Here is a 24,550-nt window from a genome sequence, read left to right as displayed (position 1 = left end):
ATTATTTTGACTTCGGACTTAATACTAAAGACTTACGACTAAAAAAATACATCTATGGAAGTTGCTGATCTGAAGATCCTTTTTTTTGACGTGGGCGGCATTTTGCTGTCGAACGGATGGGGGCATGAGGCGCGCGAAGAAGCGGCCAAACGTTTTAACCTTGATTACGAAGAAGTTAACGCGCTGCATAATTTCATTTTTAACGTATATGAAATTGGCAGTATCACGCTCGACGAATACCTTGATACGGTGATATTTAACCACCCGCGGGATTTTGTACGCGAAGATTTTAAGGATTTCATCTATTCTACATCTGTGGAATTGCCTATGCTGCAATTCCTGAAAGATTGGAAAAAAGATTGTGGCTTCCGCATTATATCAGTGAACAACGAGGGTAAGGAGCTAAACGATTATAGGGTACGTAAGTTTAAGCTGCATGAGTGTTTTGATGCCTTTGTATCGTCATGCGAAGTAAAAATGCGTAAACCTGATCCGGGTATCTGGCAGTTAGCCATGGGTATAGCCCAGGTATCGCCTCAGCAATGCGTTTATTTCGACGACAGGAAAATGTTTGTCGATACCGCGCAAAAATTAGGCATCCGTTCTTTTCAGCACACCAGCCTCGAAAACACTAAGAAAATTTTAGAAACTCTTAAAAAAGAAAACCTCAAAACAACATGAGCGCAACAGAAAATAAATACGCCTTTGGTATGATAGGCCTGGGTGTTATGGGTCGCAGCCTGCTGCTGAACATGGCCGATCATGGCTTCGCGGTGGCCGGGCACGATAAAGATACCGGTAAAGTAGATTCATTGAACCAGGAAGCTGGTGACAGGGCTGCCAAAGGCTTTGCCGATGTTAAAGAATTTATACAGAGCCTTACCACACCAAGGGCTATCATGATGTTAGTGCCTGCCGGTAAAATTGTTGACGCTGTAATTGAGGAATTAACCCCTTTATTGGAAAAAGGCGATATCCTGATTGATGGCGGTAACTCGCACTTTACTGATACAAACCGTCGTGTTGAGGAACTGGAGGCTAAAGGCCTGCATTTCTTTGGCATGGGTGTATCAGGCGGTGAAGAAGGTGCCCGTCGTGGCCCAAGCATGATGCCGGGTGGCGATAAGGATGCTTATGCTGTCATGAAACCTATTTTTGAAGCCATTGCTGCTAAAGTTAACGGCGAACCGTGTGTTACTTACATTGGCCCTGGCGCATCAGGTCACTTTGTTAAAATGGTTCACAACGGCATCGAGTACGGTATCATGCAGGTAATTGCCGAAACTTATGAGATCCTTAAAAAAGGCTTAAAGTTAGGTAACGACGAAATTGGCGATCTGTTCACTAAATGGAACGAAGGCCGTTTAAAGTCATTCCTGTTAGATATCACCAAAGATATTTTCAAATACAAAGCACCTGGAACCGATCATTTATTGTTAGATGATATTAAAGACGAAGCGAAAGCTAAAGGTACAGGTAAATGGACGTCGCAGGTGGCTATGGATTTGGTAACCCCAATCCCAACCATCGATACATCGGTATCTATGCGCGACCTGTCTAAATACAAATCACTGCGCGAAAAAGCTTCTGCCCTTTATAACGACCCTATTGAGCTTAAAGGCGATAAAGAAGAGTTACTGGTTGCTTTAGAGCAGGCTTTCTATTTTACCAGCATCCTTACTTATGCACAGGGTATGCACCTGCTTACCAAAGCATCTGAAGAGTATAAATATGACCTTCATTTGGGCGAAATTGCCAAGATCTGGAGAGGCGGCTGTATCATCCGTTCAGAATTTTTGAATGACATTTACAATGCTTACAATAAAGATCAGGCACTGCCTCACCTTTTGCTTGACAGTGATATACAGGCATTGGTTGCCGGTACCTTACCAGGCATCAGGAAAGTATTATCGGCTACTATTGCTGCCGGTGTTGCTGCTCCCGGTTATGCTTCAGCATTGAGCTATTTTGATGCTTTCCGCAGCGAAAGAATGCCTTCAAACCTTACCCAGGCCCAGCGTGATTATTTTGGCGCGCACACTTATGAGCTGATTGGTAAAGAAGGCACTTTCCATACACAATGGGCTCCGGCAAACGACTAATTGACGCTATTAATTAAAACAAAACAATGAGCACAACAGCTAAATCAGACCCTACCATATTTATCATTTTTGGTGGAACGGGAGATTTGAACTCCCGGAAAATTGCGCCGGCCCTATATAATCTATTTTTAGATGGATGGATGCCCAAACAATTTTCCATTATTGGTACCGGTCGTACCAAGCTAACCGACGAGCAGTTCAGAGAAAACCTATATAAAGATATCAACCAGTTTTCGCGCAGCGGTAAAACGGATGATAAACAATGGGCCGAATTTGTAAAAAACGTTTATTACCAGGTATCTGACGCTACTGATTTTGAAACATACAAAGAATTTGGCAAACGCATTGAGAAACACAACGCCGAGTGGAAAACTAAGGCAAACGTGTTGTTTTACCTTGCGGTAGCGCCTAATTTCTTCCCGATCATTGCCTCAAACATATCAAAAGCTAAATTGGCCGATGATAAAAAACGTGTAAGGATCATCATTGAGAAACCATTTGGACACGACCTGGAAACTGCAAAAGATCTGAACCAGTTATTGAAAAGCATTTTTGATGAATGCCAGATCTATCGTATCGATCATTACCTGGGTAAAGAAACTGTTCAAAATATCATGGCTTTCCGTTTTGCCAACTCCATTATGGAGCCGCTATGGAACCGTAACCACATTGAACACGTACAGATCTCCGTTACCGAGCAATTAGGCGTTGAAGAACGCGGCGATTATTACGATGGTTCGGGCGCTATGCGTGATATGATCCAAAACCACCTGCTGCAATTGCTTTGCCACGTTGCTATGGAGCCGCCTATCAGCTTTAGTGCCGATGAAGTGCGCGACCGTAAAGTTGACGTGCTGAAAGCAATGCGCAAATTTACCGCCGAAGATGTTCGTAATTCGACCGTTAGAGGCCAATACGGCAGCGGATGGATGAAAGGTAAAGAAGTACCGGGATACCGCGAAGAACCAAAAGTTAATCCGGAATCAAATACCGAAACTTTTGCAGCAATTAAGTTCTTCATCGACAACTGGCGCTGGCAAGGTGTACCATTCTACTTGCGTACAGGTAAAAGAATGCACCAGTCATCATCAGTTATCACCATCCAGTTTAAGGATGTCCCTCACCAGATTTTCCCGGCCGAAGCTACCGAAAGCTGGCAGCAAAACAGGTTGATCATCAGCATTCAGCCAGAGATGAGCATCCGTTTGCAGGTGCAGGCTAAACGCCCCGGTATTGATATGGTATTAAACGCCGTTGATATGGTGTTTGACTATAAAGGTACTTATACCAACCAGGCACCTGAAGCTTACGAAACACTAATCCTGGATACCATGATGGGCGATCAAACCCTGTTTATGCGTGGTGACCAGGTTGAGGCAGCATGGGAACTGGTAATGCCGATACTAAACACATGGCAAAATAAAAAGAGCCTTAACTTCCCTAATTATTCGGCCGATTCATGGGGCCCTGAAGCTGCAGAAGCTTTAATTGCCCGTGATGGCTATAACTGGTTTACTTTACCTGTAAACGGTAAAAAATAAAAAGCTGATGAAACTGAATATCTATAACACGGAAGGTGAAGTTTTAACCGGGCTGGCCGATCATTTTGTTACACTGGCTACCGAAGCCATTAACAAAAACGGGAAGTTCAGTGTGGCGCTTTCGGGCGGCAGCTCACCTAAAAAGCTATACGAACTATTAGCTTCAACAACATACGCCGACCAGGTGAATTGGGAAAAGGTTTTCTTCTTTTTTGGCGATGAGCGCAACGTGCCACATGACCATAAGGACAGCAACTACCTAATGGCAAAAAAAGCGTTGTTTGAGCCATTGATGATCAGTCCGGCGCAGATTTTTCCGGTTGAGACATCGTTTGGCCCTGCCGAAGCTGCAGCCAAATACTGGGAAGTGATCTCAGCGTTTTTTGATGATACCGAGGCAAGCTTTGACCTCGTGCTGTTAGGCTTGGGCGATAACTCGCACACCGCATCATTATTCCCTTATACGCCGGTGTTGCACGACCGTGTGCCTGGTGTAAAAGAAGTATGGCTTGAAGATCAGCAGGTATGGCGCATTACCCTCAACGCACCGCTTATTAATGATGCTGCCCATATTGCGTTTTTAGTTTACGGAGCAGGTAAGGCCGAAGCTGTAAAACACATCCTGGAAGATGATGAGGATATTGAGCTTTATCCGGCACAGCTTATTGATTCCATATCCGGCGAAGTAGAATGGTTTCTCGACGAACCTGCTGCTGCCGATTTGGAGAATAAAGAATAATATCTGCTATTATTTTAGCAACTAAAGGGCTTGGGCGTTTGCTTAAGCCCTTTTTTTTTGAGCAGTTCAATAATGATTACCGGATGTAAATTGCAAACTAAATTCACAGGATTTTTTCGGCATTTACTCGTTTCGCCCAATTTCACGCAGAATTCATCATTTTTCGGGTCAAAGGCACATGTTAAGCTAACGTTAATTTTGACAGAAAAACAGCAATTACAAGTCCATTTTACACTCACCTGACTAAAATACCCATAGGGTCAAAAAATAAATTACTATTAATCAATCGATTAAATATTCATGACTTTTGGATGAAAAATCGCATCTGATTTGTGTTGTTAATTTGCTGTGTGTTTAAAACAACATATATCAAAAACACAACAATAGTTATGAAAAATTTATTCAAAGTTTCAGCATTAGCCCTTGCATTTGCAGGCTTAGCATTTGGTGCAAAAGCACAAACATCTACACCTACCACCACTACTACAACATCAACTACAACTAAAAGCGGCATCCGTTACAGCATCGGTGTTGACGCAGGCATTCCTCTTAGCAATTTCAAAGATAACTACAAGTGGAATTTAGGCGGTTCGGTACAGGCTGATATCCCGGTTCTTTCAAACCAGTTATTTGTTACTGTTAACGCAGGCTATAACAACGTATTCGGTAAAAAAGATATTGGCGGTGTACAAGGCCTTGACGCACCTGATTTTCATTTAATCCCGGTTAAAGCAGGTTTGAAATACTTCCCTATCAGCAATTTTTATGTTCAGGGCGAAGCCGGTGCTGCATTCCTGTTAAACAAATCTGACGTTGGCGCTAATAAATCAACTGCATTTGTTTATGCTCCGCAAGTTGGTGTTCAGTTCCCGGTAAGTGCAAGCAGCTTTATTGATGCTGGTATCCGCTATGAAGCAACTACCAAATATGCAACAGGTGTTGATCAAAGCAAAGTTAACTTTATAGGTTTACGTGTAGCGTACGGCTTTTAATATATGGCCCTACAAATACCTTGATATAAAAAGGGGAGCTCATTCGGCTCCCCTTTTTTATTATGTTTTTTTAGTTGATATGAACCTTTATAATTAAATAAATCGTATAAATTAGCACATTGTTTGTATTTTGACACGTAATATTACATTTACCGCACAATAATTGCTGAATATGAAAAGGATCCTCATCATTGATGATGAAGTTAATGTGGCGTTATTGCTATCGAAGTTTTTGACGCGGAATGGGTTTGACGTTAGTACGGCATCAAGCGGTACCGGGGGGATGGAAGCGTTGAAAAATGGTGAATATCAACTTGTACTATGTGATTTCAGGCTCGAAGATACCGACGGCCGTGAAATGCTCCGCAATATTAAAATCCAATATCCAAAAACAGGGGTTATCATCATCACCGGCTATTCAGATATTAAAATGGCGGTTGAGCTTATAAAAATGGGGGCCTATGATTATATCACCAAGCCGCTGTATCCCGATGAAATATTAAATACTATTAATAAGGCCCTTGAGACACACCATGCCCTGGTTGAAATTGACGAGGAGCCACAGGCCACTATTTTACCTGAGAAAGCTAAAGCTAACCCTGTAAAAAAAACCGTTTTTGCAGCCGAATTTGTAACTGGCACCAGCCGCGCGTCAAAAGAGCTTGCCCGGCAGATAGAACTGGTGGCGCCAACAAACTACAGTGTTATTATTTTAGGCGAAAGCGGTACCGGAAAAGAATCCGTAGCGAAAAGTATTCACCTCAACAGTCCGCGGCATAACCAGCCTTTTATAGCTATGGATTGCGGTTCTTTAACCAAGGAGCTCGCGGCAAGTGAATTTTTTGGCCACGAAAAGGGTTCATTTACCGGCGCTTTATATACTAAAATAGGCCACTTTGAAATGGCTAACGGAGGCACTTTATTTTTAGATGAAGTGGGCAACCTTTCGTACGAGATCCAGGCTGCTTTACTTCGTACCGTACAGGAACGTAAAGTTAAAAGAATAGGCAGTACTAAAGAGATAGATCTTGATGTACGCATTATCATAGCCACCAATGAGAACCTACAGGAAGGGATTCAGAAAGGCCGCTTCCGCGAAGATCTTTATCATCGCTTTAACGAGTTTAGCATTTACATGCCGCCATTACGTGAGCGCGGCCATGATATTATATTACTGGCCGAACATTTTTTAAAAATAGCCAACCAGGAGCTCGGGCGCAACGTTGAATCCTTCTCACAGGAGGTTGTAGATTGCTTTATGAACTACCGCTGGCCGGGCAATATCCGCGAGCTTAAAAACGTGATCCGCCGTGCAGCACTTTTGGCCGAGGGCAATGAGATCACGCTTAAAGCATTGCCGCTTGAAATGTCGACCTATAAATTATCATACGAAACGGCTAATCATTATACGCAACATCATCATACCACATCGCATACAGAAGAAGCGCCCGAGGCTAAAGAACCCCGTCATGACCTTAAAAATGCCGCGCTCGAGGCCGAGTATGAAACAATTATAAGGGTGTTAAGGGAAGTTAATTTCAACAAAACCAAAGCTGCCGAAATCCTGAATATCGACCGCAAAACCCTTTATAATAAAATGAAGGCCATTAACCTTAAGTAAAATGGGGGCTCATGAAGAAAAAGACGATGCCGAGACCCTGCGTAAACTAAGGCACGACATAAAAAATCAATTATCAAACATTCACCTGGCGCTTGAGCAATTACGGTATGAAATACCCAATCCAACATCAGACTGTTTGTTTTACATGGATACCATAGAAATAAGTTCAATCCGAATCAATACCCTGCTTAACGATACCAACTAAAGGCGTTGCAATTAATGATTGAAACGCTAAAACTTTTTGGCGTTTTTTTGTTTAAGCAAGTATCAATCAACAGCCTACATGTCAGTCTTCAATTATAAGCAGCGCAACAATATTATCCTGGCGAGTATCATTATACTTGGCTGTTTCTTATTATATGCGCTCAGCAGCTTGTTTAGCTCAATCCTTGGCGCAGTGGTATTGTTCACCATTTTTCGTCCCCTTTATATTAATCTTGCCGAAAACAAAGGATGGAACCGCTCGCTGGTGGCCCTGCTTATTATTTTTATATCGCTTATTGTGATTGTGATCCCCTTCTTAACACTAAGCATAATGGTTGTGGGCAAAATTTCAAGCATCAACCTTAAAGATCTTCCTATTGACCAGTGGATTTCAAAAATTGATGCATTTGCCGGCGCAAACCTTAATCAACCTCATTTTGCCGAAGAGACATTGCAAAAATTAGGCACTTTTGCCACCGGTCTCTTCCCGTCTATACTGGGCAGCGCGGCCAACACCATATTGACCCTGCTGGTATTGTATATTATACTATATTTCATGTTTACACAAATACGTGAATTTGAGGCCGGGTTATTGAAATATGCGCCATTCAGGGAGCAGCATGCATTGAAATTTGCCAATGCCCTGCGCGATTCTACCTATTCAAACGTTTTAGGCCAGGGAATTATAGCACTTACACAGGGAATACTACTGGCCAACGGATTTTGGATATTTGGCATTCCCGACCCGATTTTTTGGGGGGTTATCGCTATCTTTATTTCGTTTTTACCTGTGGTAGGTGCACCAACGCTATGTATCCCGGCAAGCATTGTATTGTTTGCTCAGGGGCACAACTGGCAGGGGGTAGCATTACTGGCTTATGGTTTATTGTTCATTGGCAATATTGATAACTTTTTGCGCATGATCATTAACAAGCGTGTTGCCAACACACACCCTATTATTTCAATAATAGGCGTTTTTATAGGCCTGCCCCTTTTCGGGATCCTGGGCCTGGTGTTTGGCCCGGTACTGCTATCCTATTTCCTGCTGCTGATGGAAATTTATGAAACAAACCGCATGGCGGCCGACAGGCTTGAACGGATAAACAGCGTATAAAATATATCGTACAGCCCTGAATAGTTTTGTGAACACAGGGTAAAATTTATTTGACTGATAAAAGTTAATTTATACTTAAATAAAAATAATTGTGCCAAATGCACATATTTGGCAGGATATTTACACGTAACTAATAAAATGTTCAACTTTTAATTATATTACAATGAATGATAACTCAAAAGTAGTTGTTGCATTGCTTGCCGGTTTAGCAGCAGGGGCAGCGTTAGGTATTTTGTTTGCACCCGATAAAGGCAATGAAACCCGCGACAAGCTTACCGAATCATTAAAAAACCTTGGAGAGTCGATAAAAGATACTGCCGCTGCCGAAATTGACAACCTGGTTGGCTTAAAAGACAAAGTTGTTGAAAACATCAAGTCGAAAATTAAAGGTGCCGAAGAAGAATACCAGGACGACCTGGAGCACGCATAAGCATGTATAACACCAATCCCGGATGCGGATAAAACAACATCCGGGATATATAACCTTACTCATGGAAGATAAAAAAGAGACTCAACCGCCAGTACCCCCAATAGTTGATCAGTTAAAGGAATATGCCGAAACCCGGTTTAAGCTTTTAAAATACGAAGCTATTGAAGGTGGTACCTCCATATTAGCAAGCATCATTGCTGATCTGGTGACTGTAATAAGCATGGTACTGGCTTTTCTTTTTGCAAGTGTTACCTTAGGCTTTTTTCTTGCCGATATTTTACACTCTTACTGGATGGGTTTTGGATGTATTGCCGTGCTATACTTTTTGATAGCCATGTTTATCAAGATATTTAAACGACACCTTGAAAGGCCGCTTATCAACATCTTTATTCAAAAAATATTTAAAAGATAAACCATGGATCTCCATATCACCAACATCAGCGATCTGCAAGCCGAAATATTCAGGTTAAAAACACTTGAAAAACAGCAATCGGTGGCTTTGAAAGCGCGCGTTAACAGCCCTTCTGCTTTATTTTCAACTGTGCTTACGCTGTTCCCGCGTTCAAATGATACCGATGGTGTAAAAAATACCAGTTTTTTTCATCCCGATATCCTCAACCTCATCTCCAGGTTCGTGATTCCGCTTACCTTGAATAAAACGCTTTTTAAACACTCCAACTTTTTGGTAAAAACACTGGTTGGCCTGGTATCACAAAAAGCTTCAAACTATGTTAATGAAGATACCGTGAGCAGCATTTGGGACAAAGCAAAAACGCTTTTCGCCAAATTCACCAAAAAGAAAGATGACGTAGCATATAAACCTACGCCATATGTTAAGCCTGTGGGCGGGGCTGTTGTATAATAATTTTTACACGATTTTTTCGAATTGAGACGAATTTCACGAATTAGAAAGTTTAACCTTTGAACTTCGTGTAATTCGATTAGTTGCTGCTCAATCTACAAATCAATTCATGTTAAAAATTCCCACACGAATTTTGCTAATTATTCGAATTTCTCAAACCTGCTATACAGATCCATTAAACCAATTCGTGCAATTCGATTTAATTGCGCTGCAACCAGGGCCGACGCATTAGAAATTTTTGTTAGCTATAAGTGTTAGGAGAAACTTGTGATTCCACCCAGCCATTTTTCTTTTGGCCTTTATGCTGGCTTTGCTGGTTTTGTCAGCCTTTAGAATATTTAAAGCTATCTTTCTGACTACAGCAAGATTTTGTGCAGCCTGACTATTTCGTGTGGTATTATAATCTTCGGCAAAACCAACATCCAGTTGCCAGTGCAACTGGTTTTCTATTCCCCAATGTGTGCGGATGGCTTTGTTAAAATAGGCAGCGTCTGCCTGAAGGCTGGAGATGTAATAACGATTTTGTGTAGTACGGCTGTCCCCAATTATGCGTTCGGAGGTGATTTTGATAATACTCTTTATTCCTTTCCAATTTTCCTTTTCGTCAATCCAGTTAAGTTCATGTATGACCTTGCAGGTTCTGATCTCAGACCGCCCGTGCCCTTTATCCAGATGCTGGCTGTAACTGTCTTCCCTGAAGTTAAACTGGTTGGTTACCTGGTCATAAAACGTTTCATGGTTTTGCTTCAGGGCCAGGATATAATCCCCCTGACTTTCGATAATCTTTTCAGCGATTGCTTTTTGGGTGCCCATCGCATCGATGCTGACTACTGCCCCTTAATGTTCAATAAAGATAGTAATGCCGGGATGGCACTAATCTCATTACTCTTGTCAGCCACCTTTTGTTGCCCAAGTACCAACTGATTACGGCCTGACCAGGCACTTACCAAATGTAATGCCCCAATCCCTGATGCTTGCAGGCGCTATTGCAGACGCTCTTTCCATCGATAGCAATCAGTTCCCTTTCGCCAGATGTACCTGTTGTTTGAAGGCTCTGGCCAAGTTCCGCCGTCCAGGCGCGGAAACAGCGTTCAAAAACATCCGCATCGATCATCATAAAAACGCGATTGATCGTATCATGACTCGGTATGCCATTTTCAAGCGGTAGCAACTGTTTTAAAAAGTCTTCTTTTTCCTTGCCAAACTCCTCCATTTCGCACCAGCTTTCCGCACCGCATACAACCGCCAATACCGATAGGATTATTACTTCCAGTAAATTATGTTTCTTATTATTGCCCGTGCGCGGATCGGGTATCCATCTGAAATGATCTTGGAGTGAGGTTGTCATATTCTTTTTACAAAGAAAAAACTCTAAAAGGCTTTACCCCCCCCCGAACATTTAAACTTATTCCCTCTTTACCAACATTTTGTTGGTAACACTACTCATTTTTACCGTTTCTTATACGTCAGCCCTGGCGCTGCAACAAGCAAATCATTCATGTTAAAATAATTTCAATATTTTTGCGCTTTATTTTAAAAACGTAAAGTGGGAAAAGATAAGTTAAGGCGTTTTGCCGAGGTTGAAACCTTTAGTAATGTATTGCAATTAGATGCCGGCAAACCCTTTAAGGGACAATGGGGTTCTGAGTTTTTCAAAAATGACAATCCTGTAGTGCTTGAGCTTGCATGCGGCAAAGGCGAATATACAGTGAACCTCGCGCGGATGTTCCCCAATAAAAACTTCATTGGTATCGACTACAAAGGCAACCGCATTTGGCGCGGCGCCAAAACTGCCATCGAAGATAGTGTGCCTAATATTGCTTTTTTACGCATCCAGATCGAAAACCTGCTTGATTATTTTGCCCCCGGCGAGGTTGATGAAATCTGGATCACCTTCCCCGACCCGCAGCCGCAATTAAGCCGAGAGAAAAAGCGATTGACTTCACCACGGTTCTTAGATAAATATATCATCGTCTTAAAACCAGGTGGCTGTGTTAACCTTAAAACAGATAACGACGGACTGCACGCTTATACCGCAGAAAAAATTGACGAGCTGAAGTTGAATCTGTACATTAAAACTGAAGATCTATACAATTCGGTATATGCGGACGAGGTACTTTCTATTAAAACCTACTACGAGAAAAAATATTTAAAGGATAACAAAAACATTAACTACCTTAAGTTTTCATTTCCTGAAAACGCCTGATGGAGGACATTAATTTTTTTGAAAAAGTTTACCAGGTAGCCCGACTCATTCCGCCGGGACGGGTGACCTCATATGGTGCTATTGCAGCCTATCTTGGTACCAAAGGCTCATCGCGCATGGTAGGCTGGGCCATGCAGGCAGCGGGCAATGCCAAACCAGCAGTTCCGGCTCACCGGGTGGTAAATCGTCAGGGCTTACTAACGGCAAAAGCTCATTTCGGCGGCAACCGCATGGCTGCAATGCTGGAAAGTGAAGGCATAAAAGTAGTTGACGATCAAGTGCAGGATTTTAAAACAGTTTTTTGGGACCCTATGGTAGAGCTGGCGTTGTAATCTCCCGCTAAACTCATTTAACCATATCATTGCGAGGAGCGAGCCGGATAGTGCGTGAGCGCGACGTGGCAATCTCGTAGCCAATGCATAAAAGTCATGTATAGACCAACCTAAACGGACTAGATGCCGCGCTACGCTCGCAATGGCATTTTTTCTATTTTAAAATATAGATAATTTCATCATCCTAACACTTGTTGGCTCCAGCAGCAATTATTAGTTTACTCTGTAAACTGCAGCAACTCCATCCTGTTTCCAAATGGATCAATAAATGAAAACCGCGTGCGATCCGGAAGAACAGGTTCTTCCCAAAACTCAACGCCATAGCTTTCCAGGTGCCGGCGGGCTTCTGCAATATCGGCAACCTCAAAGGCCGTATGCCGCGATGTTCGCGGTAAAGCATCTTCGGTACTTAAATGAAGCTGGATATCTGATATCTGAAACCAATAGCCTTTTGAATTAAAGGCCGGTCGTTCTATCCGCTGTAACCCCACAACGTCGGTATAAAAAATTCTTGCTTCTTCCAGCCGTTCTAACGGAACACAAATCTGGATATGGTCGGCGCGTTTAAAGTTGATCATAAGCCCCTCTAAATCCCCCTAAAGAAGGCGATTTTAATTAAATTATTAATTTCTATGATAACCCCGGTTATTCATGCTCGGCAAAAGTAAGCACATAACCGTTATTATCTTTTATGGAGAATTCGGTAGCACCATAAAAAGTAGTTTCGAGGCCTTTTAGTACGGTTACCTTATCCTTTATCTCTTCGAAAAAAGTACGGATATTTTTCAGGTTGATGTACAACAGTAATGAGCCGCCATCGGTACGGCTTATCTCGGGCAGATCATCGCCCAGGCTGCTAAAGGTTTGGAACATCATGGTAACGCTTCCGTTAGTCATCATAGCCCAAACAAGATCGGGCCCGGTTTCGGGAACACTCATTGCCACTTTAAAACCAAGCAGTTCATAAAAGCTGATGGTTGCATTAATATCGTTTACAAAAATGTTAGGTGATAAACTTTCCATAATTAGTGTGTAAAGAATTTGGTTAACGCCATAAAAATAACGATCCAATCTTTTAAATGCTAAATATTTTAGCTTAATTAGCTTAAATTTTTATTAACAAACACAACACCCCGTGGGAAAACTTGTAGAAGAATTTGACGCCTATCGCTCTAAAATGAACGACAGGATCATGGAAACCGCCAATACCAATATTAAACGCTTTTTTGCACTCGATACCACCAGCTATGCCGAAGGCGCACTGGATGTTAAAACCAAAGAAATGCTCGGCCTGGTTGCCAGCATGGTTTTACGCTGCGACGATTGCATTAAATACCACCTCGGCAAATGCCACGAAGCGGGCGTTAATCACGATGAAATGAACGAGATTTTTATGATAGCCAATTTGGTTGGAGGCTCAATAGTTATTCCACATTATCGCAGAGCGGTAGAATACTGGGATGAATTAAACGAAGTGAAATAAGTACGTGACATCGTCGTTATAACGAGTGAAGCGCGTTCTGTTTAGCATTATAGGCTTCGCTCCTTGTAACTTCGTTGTTTAATCCTTTACTTAACCTTTTCACGTCATGTATAAACCTAATTCCCGCAGAGAGCATTTTGATGTAGATATGTTTCCGATGTTCAATTTATTACTGATCGTTCTATCGTTTCTCATGCTGAGTGGTCGTCCGGCAACACGTTATCCTATTTTGATCAATCTGCCGGTTGGATCATGCTTTAACACCAGCGATCCTGAGGGGAATTACGCCACAATTCTCATCGGGCAGAAAAAATTAATGCTCAAACTTGAGGATGCCGATATACGAGAGACTGCTTTAAAACAAATGGGAAGCAAGCACAATATGACATTCACCCCGGCAGATGCAACTAAATTTGGAGAAACGGATGTGATAGGAACGCCACTGCCCCAAATGAAAAAATATATTTCGGGCTATTATAACGCTTCAGATTATTATGCTCAACAAGGGTTGTCACTCATTGAATTAAGCGAGTGGATAATTGAATCGCGCAAAGCAACATGGAAACAACACAATACCCGCACACGCATTGTTCTTATGGCCGATGCTGAAACCCCATACCCGGAGATCAAGAAAGTGATAGACATGTTAGGTCAGCAAAAAATCAACAAATTTTCAATCATTTATTCTTACCTAAGACAAATATAATGAGCAATCAAACCAACAACCTAACCCGCTGCTCCTGGGCAGGCACCGACGAATTATATATCAAATATCACGATGAAGAATGGGGCAAAGAAGTTCATGATGATCATACCTTATTTGAATTTCTGATATTAGAATCTGCACAGGCCGGGCTTAGCTGGATAACTATATTGCGCCGCCGCGAAGGCTACCGTAAGGCATTTGCCAATTTTGATGTGCAAAAAGTAGCAGCTTTTACCGATGAAGATGTTGAGCGCTTAATGCATGACGAGGGTATCATCCGCAACAGGCTCAAAATATTAGCCGCTATGAACAATGCTAAACTGTTCATCGGCATACAAAAAGAATTTGGCTCGTTTGATAAATACCTGTATAGCTTTATGCCCGATGGAAAACCTATCGTAAATCATTCGCATAAAATACCGGCTACCAGCCCCGAATCTGACGCTATCAGTAAGGATATGAAAAAACGGGGTTTTAAGTTTTTCGGTAGCACCATCTGTTATGCTCACATGCAGGCTACCGGTATGGTAAATGATCACATTCCTGATTGCAGCTTCAAATAAAACAAACACGAATTTTCCCGAATGTGATCGAATTACACAAATTGATAATGAAATTAAAACCATGCAATTCATTAAAAATCGTGTTCTTTGCATAAACACCAGCATCAAAAATTTCGAGTCAATTAGCTTAAATTCGTGCAATTAGTGTCAATGATATTATGAAAAAACTATTTCTTTTGGATGGCATGGCCCTTATTTACCGGGCGCATTTTGCTTTAAGTAAAACACCACGGTTTACCTCAAACGGGCTAAACACCTCGGCAATGATGGGATTTACCAACACCCTGCTGGATGTTTTGAAAAAGGAGGCCCCCACCCACATGGCCGTGGTTTTTGATACCGAAGCACCAACCGAACGACATACCGATTTTGAAGGCTACAAAGCCCACCGCGAAGCCATGCCCGAAGATTTGGCAAAAGCTTTACCTTATGTAATAAAAATTATCCTGGGCTTTAACATCCCCGTTATTACTTCAGATGGCTACGAGGCCGACGATATCATCGGTACCCTTGCAAAAAAAGCCGAGCAAAAGGGCTACACTGTTTATTGTATGACTCCCGATAAGGATTTTGGCCAATTGGTATCAGATAATATTTTCATTTACAAACCGGCCCGCATGGGCAACGAGATGGAAATACAAGGAGTGAAAGAGATATTGGCGAAATGGGAAATTGAGCGAGTTGACCAGGTGATAGATATTTTAGGGCTATGGGGCGATGCGGTAGACGGCATTCCGGGCATTCCGGGCATCGGCGAAAAAACGGCCAAAGCCCTTATTAAACAATATGGCTCAATGGAAAATATCTTTGAGCATAGCCATGAGCTTAAAGGAAAGCAGCGCGAAAACGTTGAACAGTTTAAAGAGCAGGGCCTGATGTCGAAAAAACTGGCTACCATATTGCTAAATGTACCTGTTGAACTGGATGAAGAAGGCCTCGAAGTATGCGCTCCAAGTAAGGAACTATTAGAGCCGCTTTTTGCCGAATTAGAGTTCCGTACTTTAGGCAAGCGTGTATTTGGTGATGATTTCAGTATTACTGAAATGAAACCGGCCGGAACCCAGATCGATCTTTTTGGCAATCCAACGGCAACTGGTCGTACCACCATGACAGTTGATGTGGAAGATATTCGTGAGGACCTGATCATCGCTGCCAAAAATATTAACAATACGCCGCATGAGTATCATTTGGCCGACACTGTTGAAAAACGGGCCGAACTGATCAAAATATTAGCACAGCAGCCAACCATTTGCTTTGATACCGAAACCACCGGTACCGATCCTAATCATTGCGAACTGGTAGGCCTGTCGTTTTCTGTTAAACCAGGACAGGGCTGGTATGTACCCGTCCCTGCCGACCAGGCGGGAGCAAAAAGCATTGTTACCGAATTTAAAGCAGTGCTTGAAAATGAAAATATCGGCAAAATAGGGCAAAACATTAAGTTTGATATCCTGATGCTCAAATGGTACAACATCGAAGTGAAAGGAACTCTGTTTGATACCATGCTGGCCCATTACATCCTTGATCCGGATACCCGCCACAATATGGATATCCTGTCGGAAAATTACCTGGGCTATAAACCTGTTTCCATAACCGAACTTATTGGCCCCAAAGGCAAAAACCAGGGCAATATGCGCGATGTGGATTTTGAAAAAATAAAAGAATACGCCGCCGAGGATGCGGATATCACCCTGCAGCTAAAAGATATTTTTGAGCCTAAACTAAAAGAGGTTGAAGGCGAAAAACTGGTGAATGAAATAGAGCACCCGCTTATTTATGTACTGGCCGATATGGAGTACGAAGGTGTGAAAATAGACCATGATACCCTGCGTGAGTTTAGCAAGCAACTGGAAACCGACATTGCCCAATATGAAAAAACGGTTTATGAAAAAGCGGGCGTAAAATTTAACATTGCATCGCCAAAACAACTGGGTGAAGTATTGTTCGAGAAACTGATGCTTGACCCTAAAGCCAAAAAAACCAAAACCGGCCAGTATCAAACCGGAGAAGACGTATTGCTTTCATTAGCTGCCAAGAGCGATATTGTGCGTGATATCCTTGATTTCCGCCAGCTGCAAAAATTAAAATCGACTTATGTTGACGCGCTGCCGCAGATGGTAAACCCTAAAACAGGCAGGGTACATACATCATACAACCAGGCTGTTGCCGCAACAGGCCGATTAAGTAGCGTTAACCCCAACCTGCAAAATATCCCTATCCGTACCGAGCGCGGCCGCGAGGTAAGGAAAGCTTTTATTCCGAGAGATAGCAACCATACCATCGTCTCTGCGGATTATTCGCAGATAGAGCTGCGCATCATTGCCGAGATCAGTAAGGACCCTAACATGATGCAGGCCTTTATCAATAACCACGATATCCACACGGCAACAGCTGCCAACGTTTACGGCATCGGGCTTGACGAGGTAACCAGCGATCAGCGCCGCAATGCAAAAGCTGTTAACTTCGGCATTATTTACGGCCAGTCGGCCTTTGGCTTATCACAAAGCCTGGGGATTCCGCGTAAAGAGGCTGCCGAGATCATCGAGCAATATTTTGTGCAGTTTGCCGGCATTAAACAATACATGAGCGATACGATGAACTTCGCCCGCGAAAATGGCTACGTGTGTACGCTGATGGGCCGCCGCCGCTATTTGCGCGATATCAATTCGGCCAATGCAACCGTTCGCGGTTTTGCCGAGCGAAATGCTATCAATGCGCCTATACAAGGCTCGGCTGCAGATATGATCAAGATAGCCATGATCAATATCCACAAAGAACTTAAGGCACAAAAGCTGGATGCCCGCATGACCATGCAGGTACATGACGAGTTGGTGTTTGACGTTCCGAATCATGAAGTAGAGATCGTGAAACCGATCATTATGCATCACATGAAAAACGCTATCAAAACCGAGGTACCCATCATGGTTGAAATCGGCACTGGTTTGAACTGGCTTGAAGCGCACTAAGTCCTCAGACTTTAATGGGGATATCGGCCTTGTTTATCCCCATTTTATTTGCCCGCACATTTTACTGATAAAACTATGAAAGCAAAAATCGCTTTAATATATTAAGCTCCATGACAAACCATTACAACGGAGGCACCGGTGAATAAAGCGTTACTTAAACTTAGCATAATATATCTGTGTGCTTTGTTTACATATTCATCATCAAATGCCCAAACAGCTGTTATTAAAGGGACTGTTACCAACGGGCTTTCAAACATACCACTTCCGGGAGTTTCTGTAATGGTTATTAATCAATCATCCATCGGTACAATCACCGATTCACTCGGCAACTATAAGATTGTCTTAAAACCGGGAAATTTTGGCTTATCGTTTTCAAAAATCGGTTTTAAAAGCAAATCCTCGTTAGATATCCAGGTAAATAACGTTAAGGCTACTATTGTGGATATAGCACTTGATGAGGAGGTAGCCAGCCTTAATGAGGTAAAAATTACGGCAAGCAGCCGCCTCAACAAAACGCTTGAAAGCCCGGTATCATTACGTAGCATCGGCGTATCCGAAATTAAGCGAAACCCTGGCGGCAATCGTGATATCTCAAAAGTTATCCAGTCGTTACCCGGTGTTTCGGCGCCGGTAAGTTTCCGTAATGATATTATTATAAGAGGGGGAGCGCCTAACGAAAACCGATTTTACCTCGACGGTGTAGAAATTCCTAACATCAACCACTTTGCCACACAGGGCTCATCCGGCGGACCAGTTGGCCTCATCAACGTAGATTTTGTGAAAGAGGTTAATTTTTATTCGGGGGCTTTTCCCTCAAATCGAGGCAATGCTTTAAGTTCTGTATTTGAGTTCAACCAAAAAAATGGCCGGTCGGATAGAATGGGGGCCACCCTTACCATCGGCTCGAGCGATTTTGGTGCTACTATTGAAGGTCCGCTGGGTTCAAAAACTACCTATCTGGCATCGTACCGTTACTCATACCTGCAAGGTTTATTTAAATTACTTAAACTGCCTTTTTTACCATCATACCAAGATTTTCAGTTTAAGGTTAAAACCAAATTAGACAACAAAAACGAGCTTACACTCATCGGCCTTGGCGCGCTCGATAAGTTTAAGCTCAACTTCGGCACCGATCCAACCGAAGAAAACCAGTACATTTTGGCAACAATCCCAACCAACGATCAGAAAAACTATTCAGTTGGTGCGGTTTATAAACACTTTGGGCAACATGGCTTTTCACAGGTGGTGATTAGTCGCAGTTATTTGGATAACGGAGCGCAAAAATTCAGGAATAATGACGAGAGTTTGGGCCAAACGCTCAATTACCGGTCGGCCGAGGCAGAGAACAAATTCAGGTTTGAGCATACCGAACAGGCGGGCAATTATCGTGTAAACTTCGGTACCGGCGAAGAAACGGCGTCTTACAGCACCAATACGTTTAACTTGCTGCCCTTCGGCAACCATATTTACCAATCAAAGATTAATTTTTTTAAGTATAACCTGTTTGGCCAAATCAGCCGAATATTTTTTGACAATAAGCTATCACTCTCATTCGGTGCCAGGGCCGATGCCAACAACTATTCAAGCCGGATGAACAACCTGCTAAAAACCTTTTCGCCGCGCTTTTCTGCCTCCTATAACTTTACCGATCAGTTTAGCATCAATTTTAATACTGGTATTTATTACCAGTTGCCGGCCTATACTGTTATGGGCTATCGGGATAGCACTAATCGTTTGGTAAACCGGGATGTAAATTATATTGAAAACAAACAGCTGGTATTAGGCTTTGAGTATAATACGCTTAAAAACACCCGCTTTACGGTTGAAGGTTTTTATAAACATTACAAACATTATCCTGTTATTCGTCAATTGAATGATTCCATCTCGCTGGCTAATCTTGGTGCCGACTTTGGTGTTATTGGTAACGATGCGGTTGTTGGCGAAAGCAACGGCCGTAGTTATGGCGTGGAGTTTTTCGCACAGCAAAAGCTAAACAAAGGTTTTTATGGCATTTTCGCGCTCACACTTTTCAAAAGTGAGTTTCAGAACAAAAATGGCAACTATGTGCAATCATCCTGGAACAGTCGATATATTTTAAGCATGACCGCCGGCAAAATCCTTAAACGCAACTGGGAAATAGGTGCTAAATTCAGGTTTACAGGTGGCAGTCCGTACACGCCTTATGATCAGCAGCTATCGTCACTTAAAACAAATTACAGTACTTATCCGCAGGGAATTTTCAATTACACGCAATTGAACGGCCGGGTTTTAGATCCTTTTTACCAGCTTGACGCCCGGGTTGATAAAAAGTACTATTTTAAACATTACACGTTCAACGTTTACTTCGACATTCAAAATTTAACAGCTCATACCTATAAGGAACAACCGGTTGTAGTTGCGGTGAAAGATGCTTCAGGAAACCTTCAGGATCAGCCAGGCGACCCGTCGCACATTCAAACCAAATTGCTTAACCGCAAAGGCGGGAATGTGCAGCCAACACTTGGGGTTATTTTTGAGTTTTGATCAATTTAAAAAACTTCGCTCTCAAGGGTAAGCGCGGGGAAGAGCAAAGGCGGGGCTGTGTTTCTGTGTTAAAAAAACAAAGCATAGACACTCCGTTCCTCAGCTCTCAAGAGGGCAATCGCACTTTCCTGCACTTTTATCCTTAGTGTACCGGGTATAGCAATAATTCGTAAGCGCAGGTACTTTCTCAATCCTTCCTTTTCCCTATCATTTTTACAACTATAACATCTTAACGATAATAAAATTTCAGCGGTTTTTATCTAAATTTTCCAAAACTATATTAATTCTCATAGGTTTCTCTTTTGGTAATCTTTGCTTAAATTGAGCCAATAAAACCTGAATGAAAATATACCATTTGAGTGCCGAATGCTATCCCGTTGCTAAAGTTGGCGGGCTTGCCGATGTTGTTGGCGCATTGCCTAAGTACCAGAACCTTGCAGGTTTGCAGGCTGCGGTTGTTATGCCTTTTTACGATCGTAAGTTTACCCAGGAAAACGACTTTGAAATTGTGTTTGCTGCTGCAACCTTACTCGGTAATCGCCGACTTTTCTTCGAGATACTGAAAGAGAAAACGAATAAACTCGGTTTTGAACTTTATTTAGTAAAAATCCCGGGCTTGCTCGACAGGGAAAATATCTACAGTTACCCTGATGAGCGCGACCAGTTCATGGCTTTTCAATTGGCATTTTTAGATTGGATCAGTTATTCACAGCAAACGCCTGATTTGATCCATTGTCATGACCACCACGCCGGGTTAGTCCCGTTCTTACTTTATCATTCCAAGCTATATACAAGGCTGGCCAATACCCCAACCATATTTACCATACACAACGGCCAGTACCACGGCGCTTTCGGCTGGGACAGGCTATCCTTATTACCTGAAATTGACCTGACCAAAACAGGCTTGCTTGACTGGGCCGGCGGGATCAATCCACTGGCAGCTGCGGTTAAATGCAGCTGGCGTTATACGACGGTGTCCCCAACTTATTTGGAGGAGCTTACTTATAACTCCAATGGTTTGGAGTACCTGTTTTACATTGAACGGGCAAAGGGCTACGGTATCATGAACGGCATCGACACCGAGGTTTGGAACCCGCAAACCGACCCAATGATCCCAACCAAATTTTCGGCTAAAACATTGGCTAAAGGCAAAAGGGCTAATAAAGAAGCTATTTGCAAACGTTTTGAGCTCGATCCCGAAAAACCATTGTTTACTTTTATCGGCCGCCTGGTTGTTGAAAAAGGCGCAGATCTGTTGCCTGCCGCTATTGAACGCAGCCTGCTCGAAAACGAAGGCGAAGTTAACTTTGTAATATTAGGAGCCGGCGATAAAGAAAACGAACTTGCCTTGCTTCAGCTTAAAAATAAATATCCTGAGCATTGCAATGTATTTATAGGTTATGACGAGTCATTGGCGCACCTGATTTATGCCGGCGCCGATTTTCTGCTGATGCCATCGCGGGTGGAGCCCTGCGGCCTTAATCAGCTTTATGCACTGCGTTACGGCACCATGCCAATTGTACGTACTACTGGTGGATTGAAAGATTCTGTTATTGATTTTGGCGATGAGGGAGGCTACGGGATCCGCTTTGTACAAGCCAGCGTGCAGGATATTTGCCACTCAGTTTTCAGGGCAAAACAACTTTACCAGGATAGCGCAAAAATGCAGCAGCTACGCAAACAAATGATGGCCCTTGATTTTTCATGGGCACGCTCAACACAACAATACACTGAACTATACGAAAGCTTAAAACTAACTTTATGACATCCAAAGTAATCTCCATTGTGCTCGGTGGCGGCCAGGGCAGCCGTTTATCACCGCTTACCGCAACGCGGTCAAAGCCGGCAGTTCCAATTGCGGGTAAATATCGTTTGGTGGATATTCCCATTTCAAACTGTTTGCACTCGGGTATTACGCGTATTTATGTGTTGACGCAGTTTAACTCGGCATCCTTAAACAAGCACATCAAAAACACTTATCATTTCAGCAGCTTTAGCGATGCTTTTGTTGATATTCTTGCGGCAGAGCAAACGCCGTCAAGCGTAGCCTGGTTTCAGGGTACGGCCGATGCTGTTAGGCAAAGCCTACACCATTTGGCGGTGCATGAGTTTGAGTATGTGCTGATCCTTTCGGGCGATCAACTATACCAGATGGATTTTGAAGATATGATCAACCATCATATCGAAACCAATGCCGAAATTTCGATAGCTACCATCCCTGTTGATGCAGCTGACGTTCCGGGCTTCGGGATCCTGAAAACTGACGAAAACAACATGATCACCTCATTTATCGAAAAACCCAAAAGCAATTTCGAAAGCTGGGCGTCAGAGGTTAGTCCGGAGATGGAGGCTGAAGGCCGCGTATACCTGGCGTCAATGGGTATCTACATCTTTAATCGCAAATTGTTATATGAATTGCTTGAAGGCAACGAGCGTACCGACTTTGGTAAAGAGATCATCCCACAATCAATTGAAGGCCATCGCGTAGCCAGCTATCAATACGAAGGCTACTGGACAGATATTGGTACTATCCCTTCATTTTTTGAGGCCAACCTGGGTTTAACTGATAATATCCCCAAGTTTAACCTGTTTGATAAAAACCCGATCTATACCCGTGCGCGCATGTTGCCGCCGTCAAAAATATCAGGCACGCTGATGGAAAAATCTATTGTTGCCGACGGTTGTATTATCAATGCCAAACAGATCATCCATTCTATAATAGGGATCCGCACCCGCATTGGTGTTAATACCATTATCGAAAACTGTTATGTAATGGGCAGCGACAATTATCAAACTCTTGAGGAGATTGCCGAATGCAAAGAAAGCGGTTCGCCAATTATGGGCATCGGCGATAATTGCCATATTCAAAACGCCATTATTGATAAAAATACATACATCGGCAACAATGTAACCATTAACTGCGGCGAGAAGCTTGAAGACGGCGATTACGGCACCCATACCGTGCAGGACGGTATTGTGGTAGTTAAGAAGCGCGCTATAATACCAAGCGGCACGGTTATTTAATTAAAAAATAAAAAAAACAAACCATAGTTAATTTGTTATAGATAGAACTAACCATCTAAAACATAATCAACTATGAAAAAGGCACTATGTATGATCGCTTTAGCAGCGATCTCGTTCAGCAGCGTTTTCGCTCATGGTACAATGGTTCGCCCGTCAAAAGGCATTATGCAAACTGATACAACCAAGAAGAAGAAAACGAGGAAAATGAAAAAAGATACCATCATGAAAAAAGACACTATGAAGATGAAAAGGAAATAAGTCTTTAGTCGGAAGCCGGAACTTTTAAGCCCGGTGGTATCAAACGCAAACAGCCCCGGCAAAATGCCGGGGCTGTTTGCGTTATTTAGATCGTCATGCTGAACTTGTTTCAGCACCCCACATGCCAAGTTTACGCCCCGCAAGGTGCGCTTGTCTTGTGGGTTCCCGAAACAAGTTCGGGATGACGGATATTTTTTACAACTCAATAGTTTCGCCAATAGCCGGCAACTTTAAATTCAACCCTGCTTTGATAAACTTCTCGGTTACTTCATCTTTATCAATCTTGATAACCGGGAATGAGTCATAATGAATGCCGATGATGTTTTTACAATTGATGAACGCTGATGCTTTAATGGCATCATCCGCACCCATAGTGTAATTATCACCGATAGGCAGAAATGCCCAGTCGAGATTTTCATCGGCCAGGAGTTTCATATCATAGGTAAGCGCAGTATCGCCTGCAAAATAAATAACCTTTCCTTCGGCATAAATTAAAAAACCGGCAGGATTACCGCCTGGTGAGCCATCGGGCAAAGTGCTTGAATGTACCGCGTTTACCATCTTAACCCTTCCAAAATCAAAGTTAAAACCGCCCCCTATGTTCATGCCATGCACATTTTCAATGCCTTTAGTACCAAGCCATCCGGCAATTTCGGCAATGCAAATTACCTTTGCACCACTGCTCTTGGCAATTTCCAGTAAATCGGCCACATGGTCGCCATGCCCGTGCGATACCAGGATATAATCGGGCGTCAAGCTGTGGATATCAATATCTTTTGCCAGCGGGTTAGGGCTTATAAACGGATCGAAAAGCAGTTTCTTTCCACCAGCTACAATCTCAAGGGCCGACTGGCCATAATAAGTAGTTTTCATAGAATGTTATT

Annotated in this window: 26 protein-coding genes; 21 read left to right on the top strand and 5 right to left on the bottom strand. The window is 42.8% G+C overall.

From position 1 onward, the window contains the following. Positions 1 to 54 precede the first annotated feature (54 nt). The 11 genes from DIU38_RS28475 to DIU38_RS28425 all read left to right on the top strand — a co-directional run bounded on the left by DIU38_RS28475 (position 55) and on the right by DIU38_RS28425 (position 9,605). The gene (locus DIU38_RS28475; RefSeq protein WP_091167070.1) at positions 55 to 681 is read left to right on the top strand and encodes an HAD family hydrolase; all 627 of its coding nucleotides are present in this window, start codon (positions 55 to 57) and stop codon (positions 679 to 681) included. Next, on the top strand, positions 678 to 2,102 hold the full coding sequence (gndA, locus tag DIU38_RS28470; protein WP_112653385.1) for an NADP-dependent phosphogluconate dehydrogenase: 1,425 nt from the start codon (positions 678 to 680) through the stop codon (positions 2,100 to 2,102). Before DIU38_RS28475 ends, gndA begins: the two co-directional genes overlap by 4 nt. A gap of 26 nt (positions 2,103 to 2,128) precedes the next feature. Further along, on the top strand, positions 2,129 to 3,643 hold the full coding sequence (gene zwf, locus DIU38_RS28465) for a glucose-6-phosphate dehydrogenase (RefSeq protein ID WP_090532336.1): 1,515 nt from the start codon (positions 2,129 to 2,131) through the stop codon (positions 3,641 to 3,643). 7 nt (positions 3,644 to 3,650) lie between these two features. Further along, the gene (gene pgl, locus DIU38_RS28460) at positions 3,651 to 4,382 is read left to right on the top strand and encodes a 6-phosphogluconolactonase (protein ID WP_112653386.1); all 732 of its coding nucleotides are present in this window, start codon (positions 3,651 to 3,653) and stop codon (positions 4,380 to 4,382) included. A gap of 389 nt (positions 4,383 to 4,771) precedes the next feature. Continuing rightward, entirely contained in the window at positions 4,772 to 5,374 is a 603-nt protein-coding gene (locus DIU38_RS28455) for an outer membrane beta-barrel protein (RefSeq protein WP_091167061.1), read from the top strand. 172 nt (positions 5,375 to 5,546) lie between these two features. After that, positions 5,547 to 6,995, top strand: coding sequence for a sigma-54-dependent transcriptional regulator (locus DIU38_RS28450; RefSeq protein WP_112653387.1), 1,449 nt, complete (start codon positions 5,547 to 5,549; stop codon positions 6,993 to 6,995). 1 nt (position 6,996) lies between these two features. Further along, on the top strand, positions 6,997 to 7,200 hold the full coding sequence (locus DIU38_RS28445) for a hypothetical protein (protein WP_091167056.1): 204 nt from the start codon (positions 6,997 to 6,999) through the stop codon (positions 7,198 to 7,200). A gap of 78 nt (positions 7,201 to 7,278) precedes the next feature. Continuing rightward, positions 7,279 to 8,313 (top strand): AI-2E family transporter, encoded by a 1,035-nt coding sequence (locus tag DIU38_RS28440; RefSeq protein ID WP_112653388.1) that lies wholly within the window; start codon positions 7,279 to 7,281, stop codon positions 8,311 to 8,313. Positions 8,314 to 8,476: 163 nt separating this feature from the next. Beyond that, positions 8,477 to 8,743, top strand: a complete 267-nt coding sequence (locus DIU38_RS28435; RefSeq protein WP_090532345.1) for a YtxH domain-containing protein — start codon at positions 8,477 to 8,479, stop codon at positions 8,741 to 8,743. A 61-nt stretch (positions 8,744 to 8,804) separates the two neighbouring features. After that, positions 8,805 to 9,155, top strand: coding sequence for a phage holin family protein (locus DIU38_RS28430; protein WP_167516304.1), 351 nt, complete (start codon positions 8,805 to 8,807; stop codon positions 9,153 to 9,155). 3 nt (positions 9,156 to 9,158) lie between these two features. Then, entirely contained in the window at positions 9,159 to 9,605 is a 447-nt protein-coding gene (locus tag DIU38_RS28425) for a hypothetical protein (protein WP_091167049.1), read from the top strand. 228 nt (positions 9,606 to 9,833) lie between these two features. On the opposite strand, the gene DIU38_RS34570 is transcribed toward DIU38_RS28425, so the two are convergent. Together DIU38_RS34570 and DIU38_RS34565 are read right to left on the bottom strand one after the other, a co-directional pair. Then, positions 9,834 to 10,418 (bottom strand): ISAs1 family transposase, encoded by a 585-nt coding sequence (locus tag DIU38_RS34570; protein WP_149354120.1) that lies wholly within the window; start codon positions 10,416 to 10,418, stop codon positions 9,834 to 9,836. A gap of 130 nt (positions 10,419 to 10,548) precedes the next feature. After that, complete coding sequence (locus DIU38_RS34565) at positions 10,549 to 10,953, bottom strand: ISAs1 family transposase (RefSeq protein ID WP_149354195.1); 405 nt, start codon at positions 10,951 to 10,953, stop codon at positions 10,549 to 10,551. A 198-nt stretch (positions 10,954 to 11,151) separates the two neighbouring features. On the opposite strand from DIU38_RS34565, the gene trmB reads away from it, so the two are divergent. Both trmB and DIU38_RS28405 read left to right on the top strand, forming a co-directional pair. Then, positions 11,152 to 11,811 carry a tRNA (guanosine(46)-N7)-methyltransferase TrmB gene (gene trmB, locus DIU38_RS28410; RefSeq protein ID WP_112658864.1) on the top strand — a complete coding sequence of 220 codons (660 nt, stop codon included), beginning with the start codon at positions 11,152 to 11,154 and terminating at the stop codon, positions 11,809 to 11,811. Beyond that, the gene (locus DIU38_RS28405) at positions 11,811 to 12,143 is read left to right on the top strand and encodes an MGMT family protein (RefSeq protein WP_112658866.1); all 333 of its coding nucleotides are present in this window, start codon (positions 11,811 to 11,813) and stop codon (positions 12,141 to 12,143) included. Before trmB ends, DIU38_RS28405 begins: the two co-directional genes overlap by 1 nt. A 218-nt stretch (positions 12,144 to 12,361) precedes the next feature. Here DIU38_RS28405 and DIU38_RS28400 read toward each other — a convergent pair whose 3' ends face one another. Both DIU38_RS28400 and DIU38_RS28395 read right to left on the bottom strand, forming a co-directional pair. Then, on the bottom strand, positions 12,362 to 12,721 hold the full coding sequence (locus tag DIU38_RS28400) for a VOC family protein (RefSeq protein WP_112658868.1): 360 nt from the start codon (positions 12,719 to 12,721) through the stop codon (positions 12,362 to 12,364). A gap of 67 nt (positions 12,722 to 12,788) precedes the next feature. Further along, positions 12,789 to 13,166 (bottom strand): VOC family protein, encoded by a 378-nt coding sequence (locus tag DIU38_RS28395; RefSeq protein ID WP_112658870.1) that lies wholly within the window; start codon positions 13,164 to 13,166, stop codon positions 12,789 to 12,791. 112 nt (positions 13,167 to 13,278) lie between these two features. On the opposite strand from DIU38_RS28395, the gene DIU38_RS28390 reads away from it, so the two are divergent. The 8 genes from DIU38_RS28390 to DIU38_RS28355 all read left to right on the top strand — a co-directional run bounded on the left by DIU38_RS28390 (position 13,279) and on the right by DIU38_RS28355 (position 23,666). Then, on the top strand, positions 13,279 to 13,626 hold the full coding sequence (locus DIU38_RS28390) for a carboxymuconolactone decarboxylase family protein (RefSeq protein ID WP_090532360.1): 348 nt from the start codon (positions 13,279 to 13,281) through the stop codon (positions 13,624 to 13,626). Between the two features lie 106 nt (positions 13,627 to 13,732). Further along, on the top strand, positions 13,733 to 14,332 hold the full coding sequence (locus DIU38_RS28385; RefSeq protein ID WP_112658872.1) for a biopolymer transporter ExbD: 600 nt from the start codon (positions 13,733 to 13,735) through the stop codon (positions 14,330 to 14,332). Continuing rightward, positions 14,332 to 14,895, top strand: a complete 564-nt coding sequence (locus tag DIU38_RS28380) for a DNA-3-methyladenine glycosylase I (RefSeq protein WP_112658874.1) — start codon at positions 14,332 to 14,334, stop codon at positions 14,893 to 14,895. Before DIU38_RS28385 ends, DIU38_RS28380 begins: the two co-directional genes overlap by 1 nt. Positions 14,896 to 15,053: 158 nt before the next feature. Next, a complete protein-coding gene (gene polA, locus DIU38_RS28375) occupies positions 15,054 to 17,861 on the top strand; it encodes a DNA polymerase I (RefSeq protein ID WP_112658876.1) in 2,808 nt (935 codons plus the stop codon). Between the two features lie 183 nt (positions 17,862 to 18,044). Next, positions 18,045 to 20,384: a TonB-dependent receptor gene (locus DIU38_RS28370; protein WP_208057666.1), complete on the top strand. Its 2,340-nt coding sequence runs from the start codon at positions 18,045 to 18,047 to the stop codon at positions 20,382 to 20,384. Between the two features lie 340 nt (positions 20,385 to 20,724). Then, the gene (locus tag DIU38_RS28365) at positions 20,725 to 22,149 is read left to right on the top strand and encodes a glycogen synthase (protein WP_112658878.1); all 1,425 of its coding nucleotides are present in this window, start codon (positions 20,725 to 20,727) and stop codon (positions 22,147 to 22,149) included. Further along, positions 22,146 to 23,408 carry a glucose-1-phosphate adenylyltransferase gene (locus DIU38_RS28360; protein WP_090532368.1) on the top strand — a complete coding sequence of 421 codons (1,263 nt, stop codon included), beginning with the start codon at positions 22,146 to 22,148 and terminating at the stop codon, positions 23,406 to 23,408. The genes DIU38_RS28365 and DIU38_RS28360 overlap by 4 nt, the downstream gene beginning before the upstream one ends. Before the next feature lie 72 nt (positions 23,409 to 23,480). Then, positions 23,481 to 23,666 carry a hypothetical protein gene (locus DIU38_RS28355; protein WP_091167020.1) on the top strand — a complete coding sequence of 62 codons (186 nt, stop codon included), beginning with the start codon at positions 23,481 to 23,483 and terminating at the stop codon, positions 23,664 to 23,666. A gap of 195 nt (positions 23,667 to 23,861) precedes the next feature. Here DIU38_RS28355 and DIU38_RS28350 read toward each other — a convergent pair whose 3' ends face one another. Continuing rightward, complete coding sequence (locus tag DIU38_RS28350) at positions 23,862 to 24,539, bottom strand: metal-dependent hydrolase (RefSeq protein WP_112658880.1); 678 nt, start codon at positions 24,537 to 24,539, stop codon at positions 23,862 to 23,864. Positions 24,540 to 24,550: the final 11 nt, after the last annotated feature.

It is taken from the genome of Mucilaginibacter metallidurans (assembly GCF_003286435.2).
In the GTDB taxonomy this organism is placed as follows: domain Bacteria; phylum Bacteroidota; class Bacteroidia; order Sphingobacteriales; family Sphingobacteriaceae; genus Mucilaginibacter; species Mucilaginibacter gossypii.
This window is presented reverse-complemented; position numbering and strand designations above follow the sequence as displayed.

Excerpts from the sequence above, each read along its gene's own strand:
- DIU38_RS28395 (WP_112658870.1), bottom strand. The coding sequence starts at position 13,166 with ATGGAAAGTTTATCACCTAACATTTTTGTAAACGATATTAATGCAACC.
- DIU38_RS28445 (WP_091167056.1), top strand. The coding sequence starts at position 6,997 with ATGGGGGCTCATGAAGAAAAAGACGATGCCGAGACCCTGCGTAAACTA.
- gndA (WP_112653385.1), top strand. The coding sequence starts at position 678 with ATGAGCGCAACAGAAAATAAATACGCCTTTGGTATGATAGGCCTGGGT.
- DIU38_RS28435 (WP_090532345.1), top strand. The coding sequence starts at position 8,477 with ATGAATGATAACTCAAAAGTAGTTGTTGCATTGCTTGCCGGTTTAGCA.
- DIU38_RS28475 (WP_091167070.1), top strand. The coding sequence starts at position 55 with ATGGAAGTTGCTGATCTGAAGATCCTTTTTTTTGACGTGGGCGGCATT.
- zwf (WP_090532336.1), top strand. The coding sequence starts at position 2,129 with ATGAGCACAACAGCTAAATCAGACCCTACCATATTTATCATTTTTGGT.
- DIU38_RS28385 (WP_112658872.1), top strand. The coding sequence starts at position 13,733 with ATGTATAAACCTAATTCCCGCAGAGAGCATTTTGATGTAGATATGTTT.
- DIU38_RS28350 (WP_112658880.1), bottom strand. The coding sequence starts at position 24,539 with ATGAAAACTACTTATTATGGCCAGTCGGCCCTTGAGATTGTAGCTGGT.
- DIU38_RS28455 (WP_091167061.1), top strand. The coding sequence starts at position 4,772 with ATGAAAAATTTATTCAAAGTTTCAGCATTAGCCCTTGCATTTGCAGGC.
- DIU38_RS28355 (WP_091167020.1), top strand. The coding sequence starts at position 23,481 with ATGAAAAAGGCACTATGTATGATCGCTTTAGCAGCGATCTCGTTCAGC.
- polA (WP_112658876.1), top strand. The coding sequence starts at position 15,054 with ATGAAAAAACTATTTCTTTTGGATGGCATGGCCCTTATTTACCGGGCG.
- DIU38_RS28400 (WP_112658868.1), bottom strand. The coding sequence starts at position 12,721 with ATGATCAACTTTAAACGCGCCGACCATATCCAGATTTGTGTTCCGTTA.
- DIU38_RS28450 (WP_112653387.1), top strand. The coding sequence starts at position 5,547 with ATGAAAAGGATCCTCATCATTGATGATGAAGTTAATGTGGCGTTATTG.
- DIU38_RS34565 (WP_149354195.1), bottom strand. The coding sequence starts at position 10,953 with ATGACAACCTCACTCCAAGATCATTTCAGATGGATACCCGATCCGCGC.
- DIU38_RS28440 (WP_112653388.1), top strand. The coding sequence starts at position 7,279 with ATGTCAGTCTTCAATTATAAGCAGCGCAACAATATTATCCTGGCGAGT.
- DIU38_RS28430 (WP_167516304.1), top strand. The coding sequence starts at position 8,805 with ATGGAAGATAAAAAAGAGACTCAACCGCCAGTACCCCCAATAGTTGAT.
- pgl (WP_112653386.1), top strand. The coding sequence starts at position 3,651 with ATGAAACTGAATATCTATAACACGGAAGGTGAAGTTTTAACCGGGCTG.
- DIU38_RS28360 (WP_090532368.1), top strand. The coding sequence starts at position 22,146 with ATGACATCCAAAGTAATCTCCATTGTGCTCGGTGGCGGCCAGGGCAGC.
- DIU38_RS28405 (WP_112658866.1), top strand. The coding sequence starts at position 11,811 with ATGGAGGACATTAATTTTTTTGAAAAAGTTTACCAGGTAGCCCGACTC.
- DIU38_RS28380 (WP_112658874.1), top strand. The coding sequence starts at position 14,332 with ATGAGCAATCAAACCAACAACCTAACCCGCTGCTCCTGGGCAGGCACC.
- DIU38_RS34570 (WP_149354120.1), bottom strand. The coding sequence starts at position 10,418 with ATGGGCACCCAAAAAGCAATCGCTGAAAAGATTATCGAAAGTCAGGGG.
- DIU38_RS28365 (WP_112658878.1), top strand. The coding sequence starts at position 20,725 with ATGAAAATATACCATTTGAGTGCCGAATGCTATCCCGTTGCTAAAGTT.
- DIU38_RS28425 (WP_091167049.1), top strand. The coding sequence starts at position 9,159 with ATGGATCTCCATATCACCAACATCAGCGATCTGCAAGCCGAAATATTC.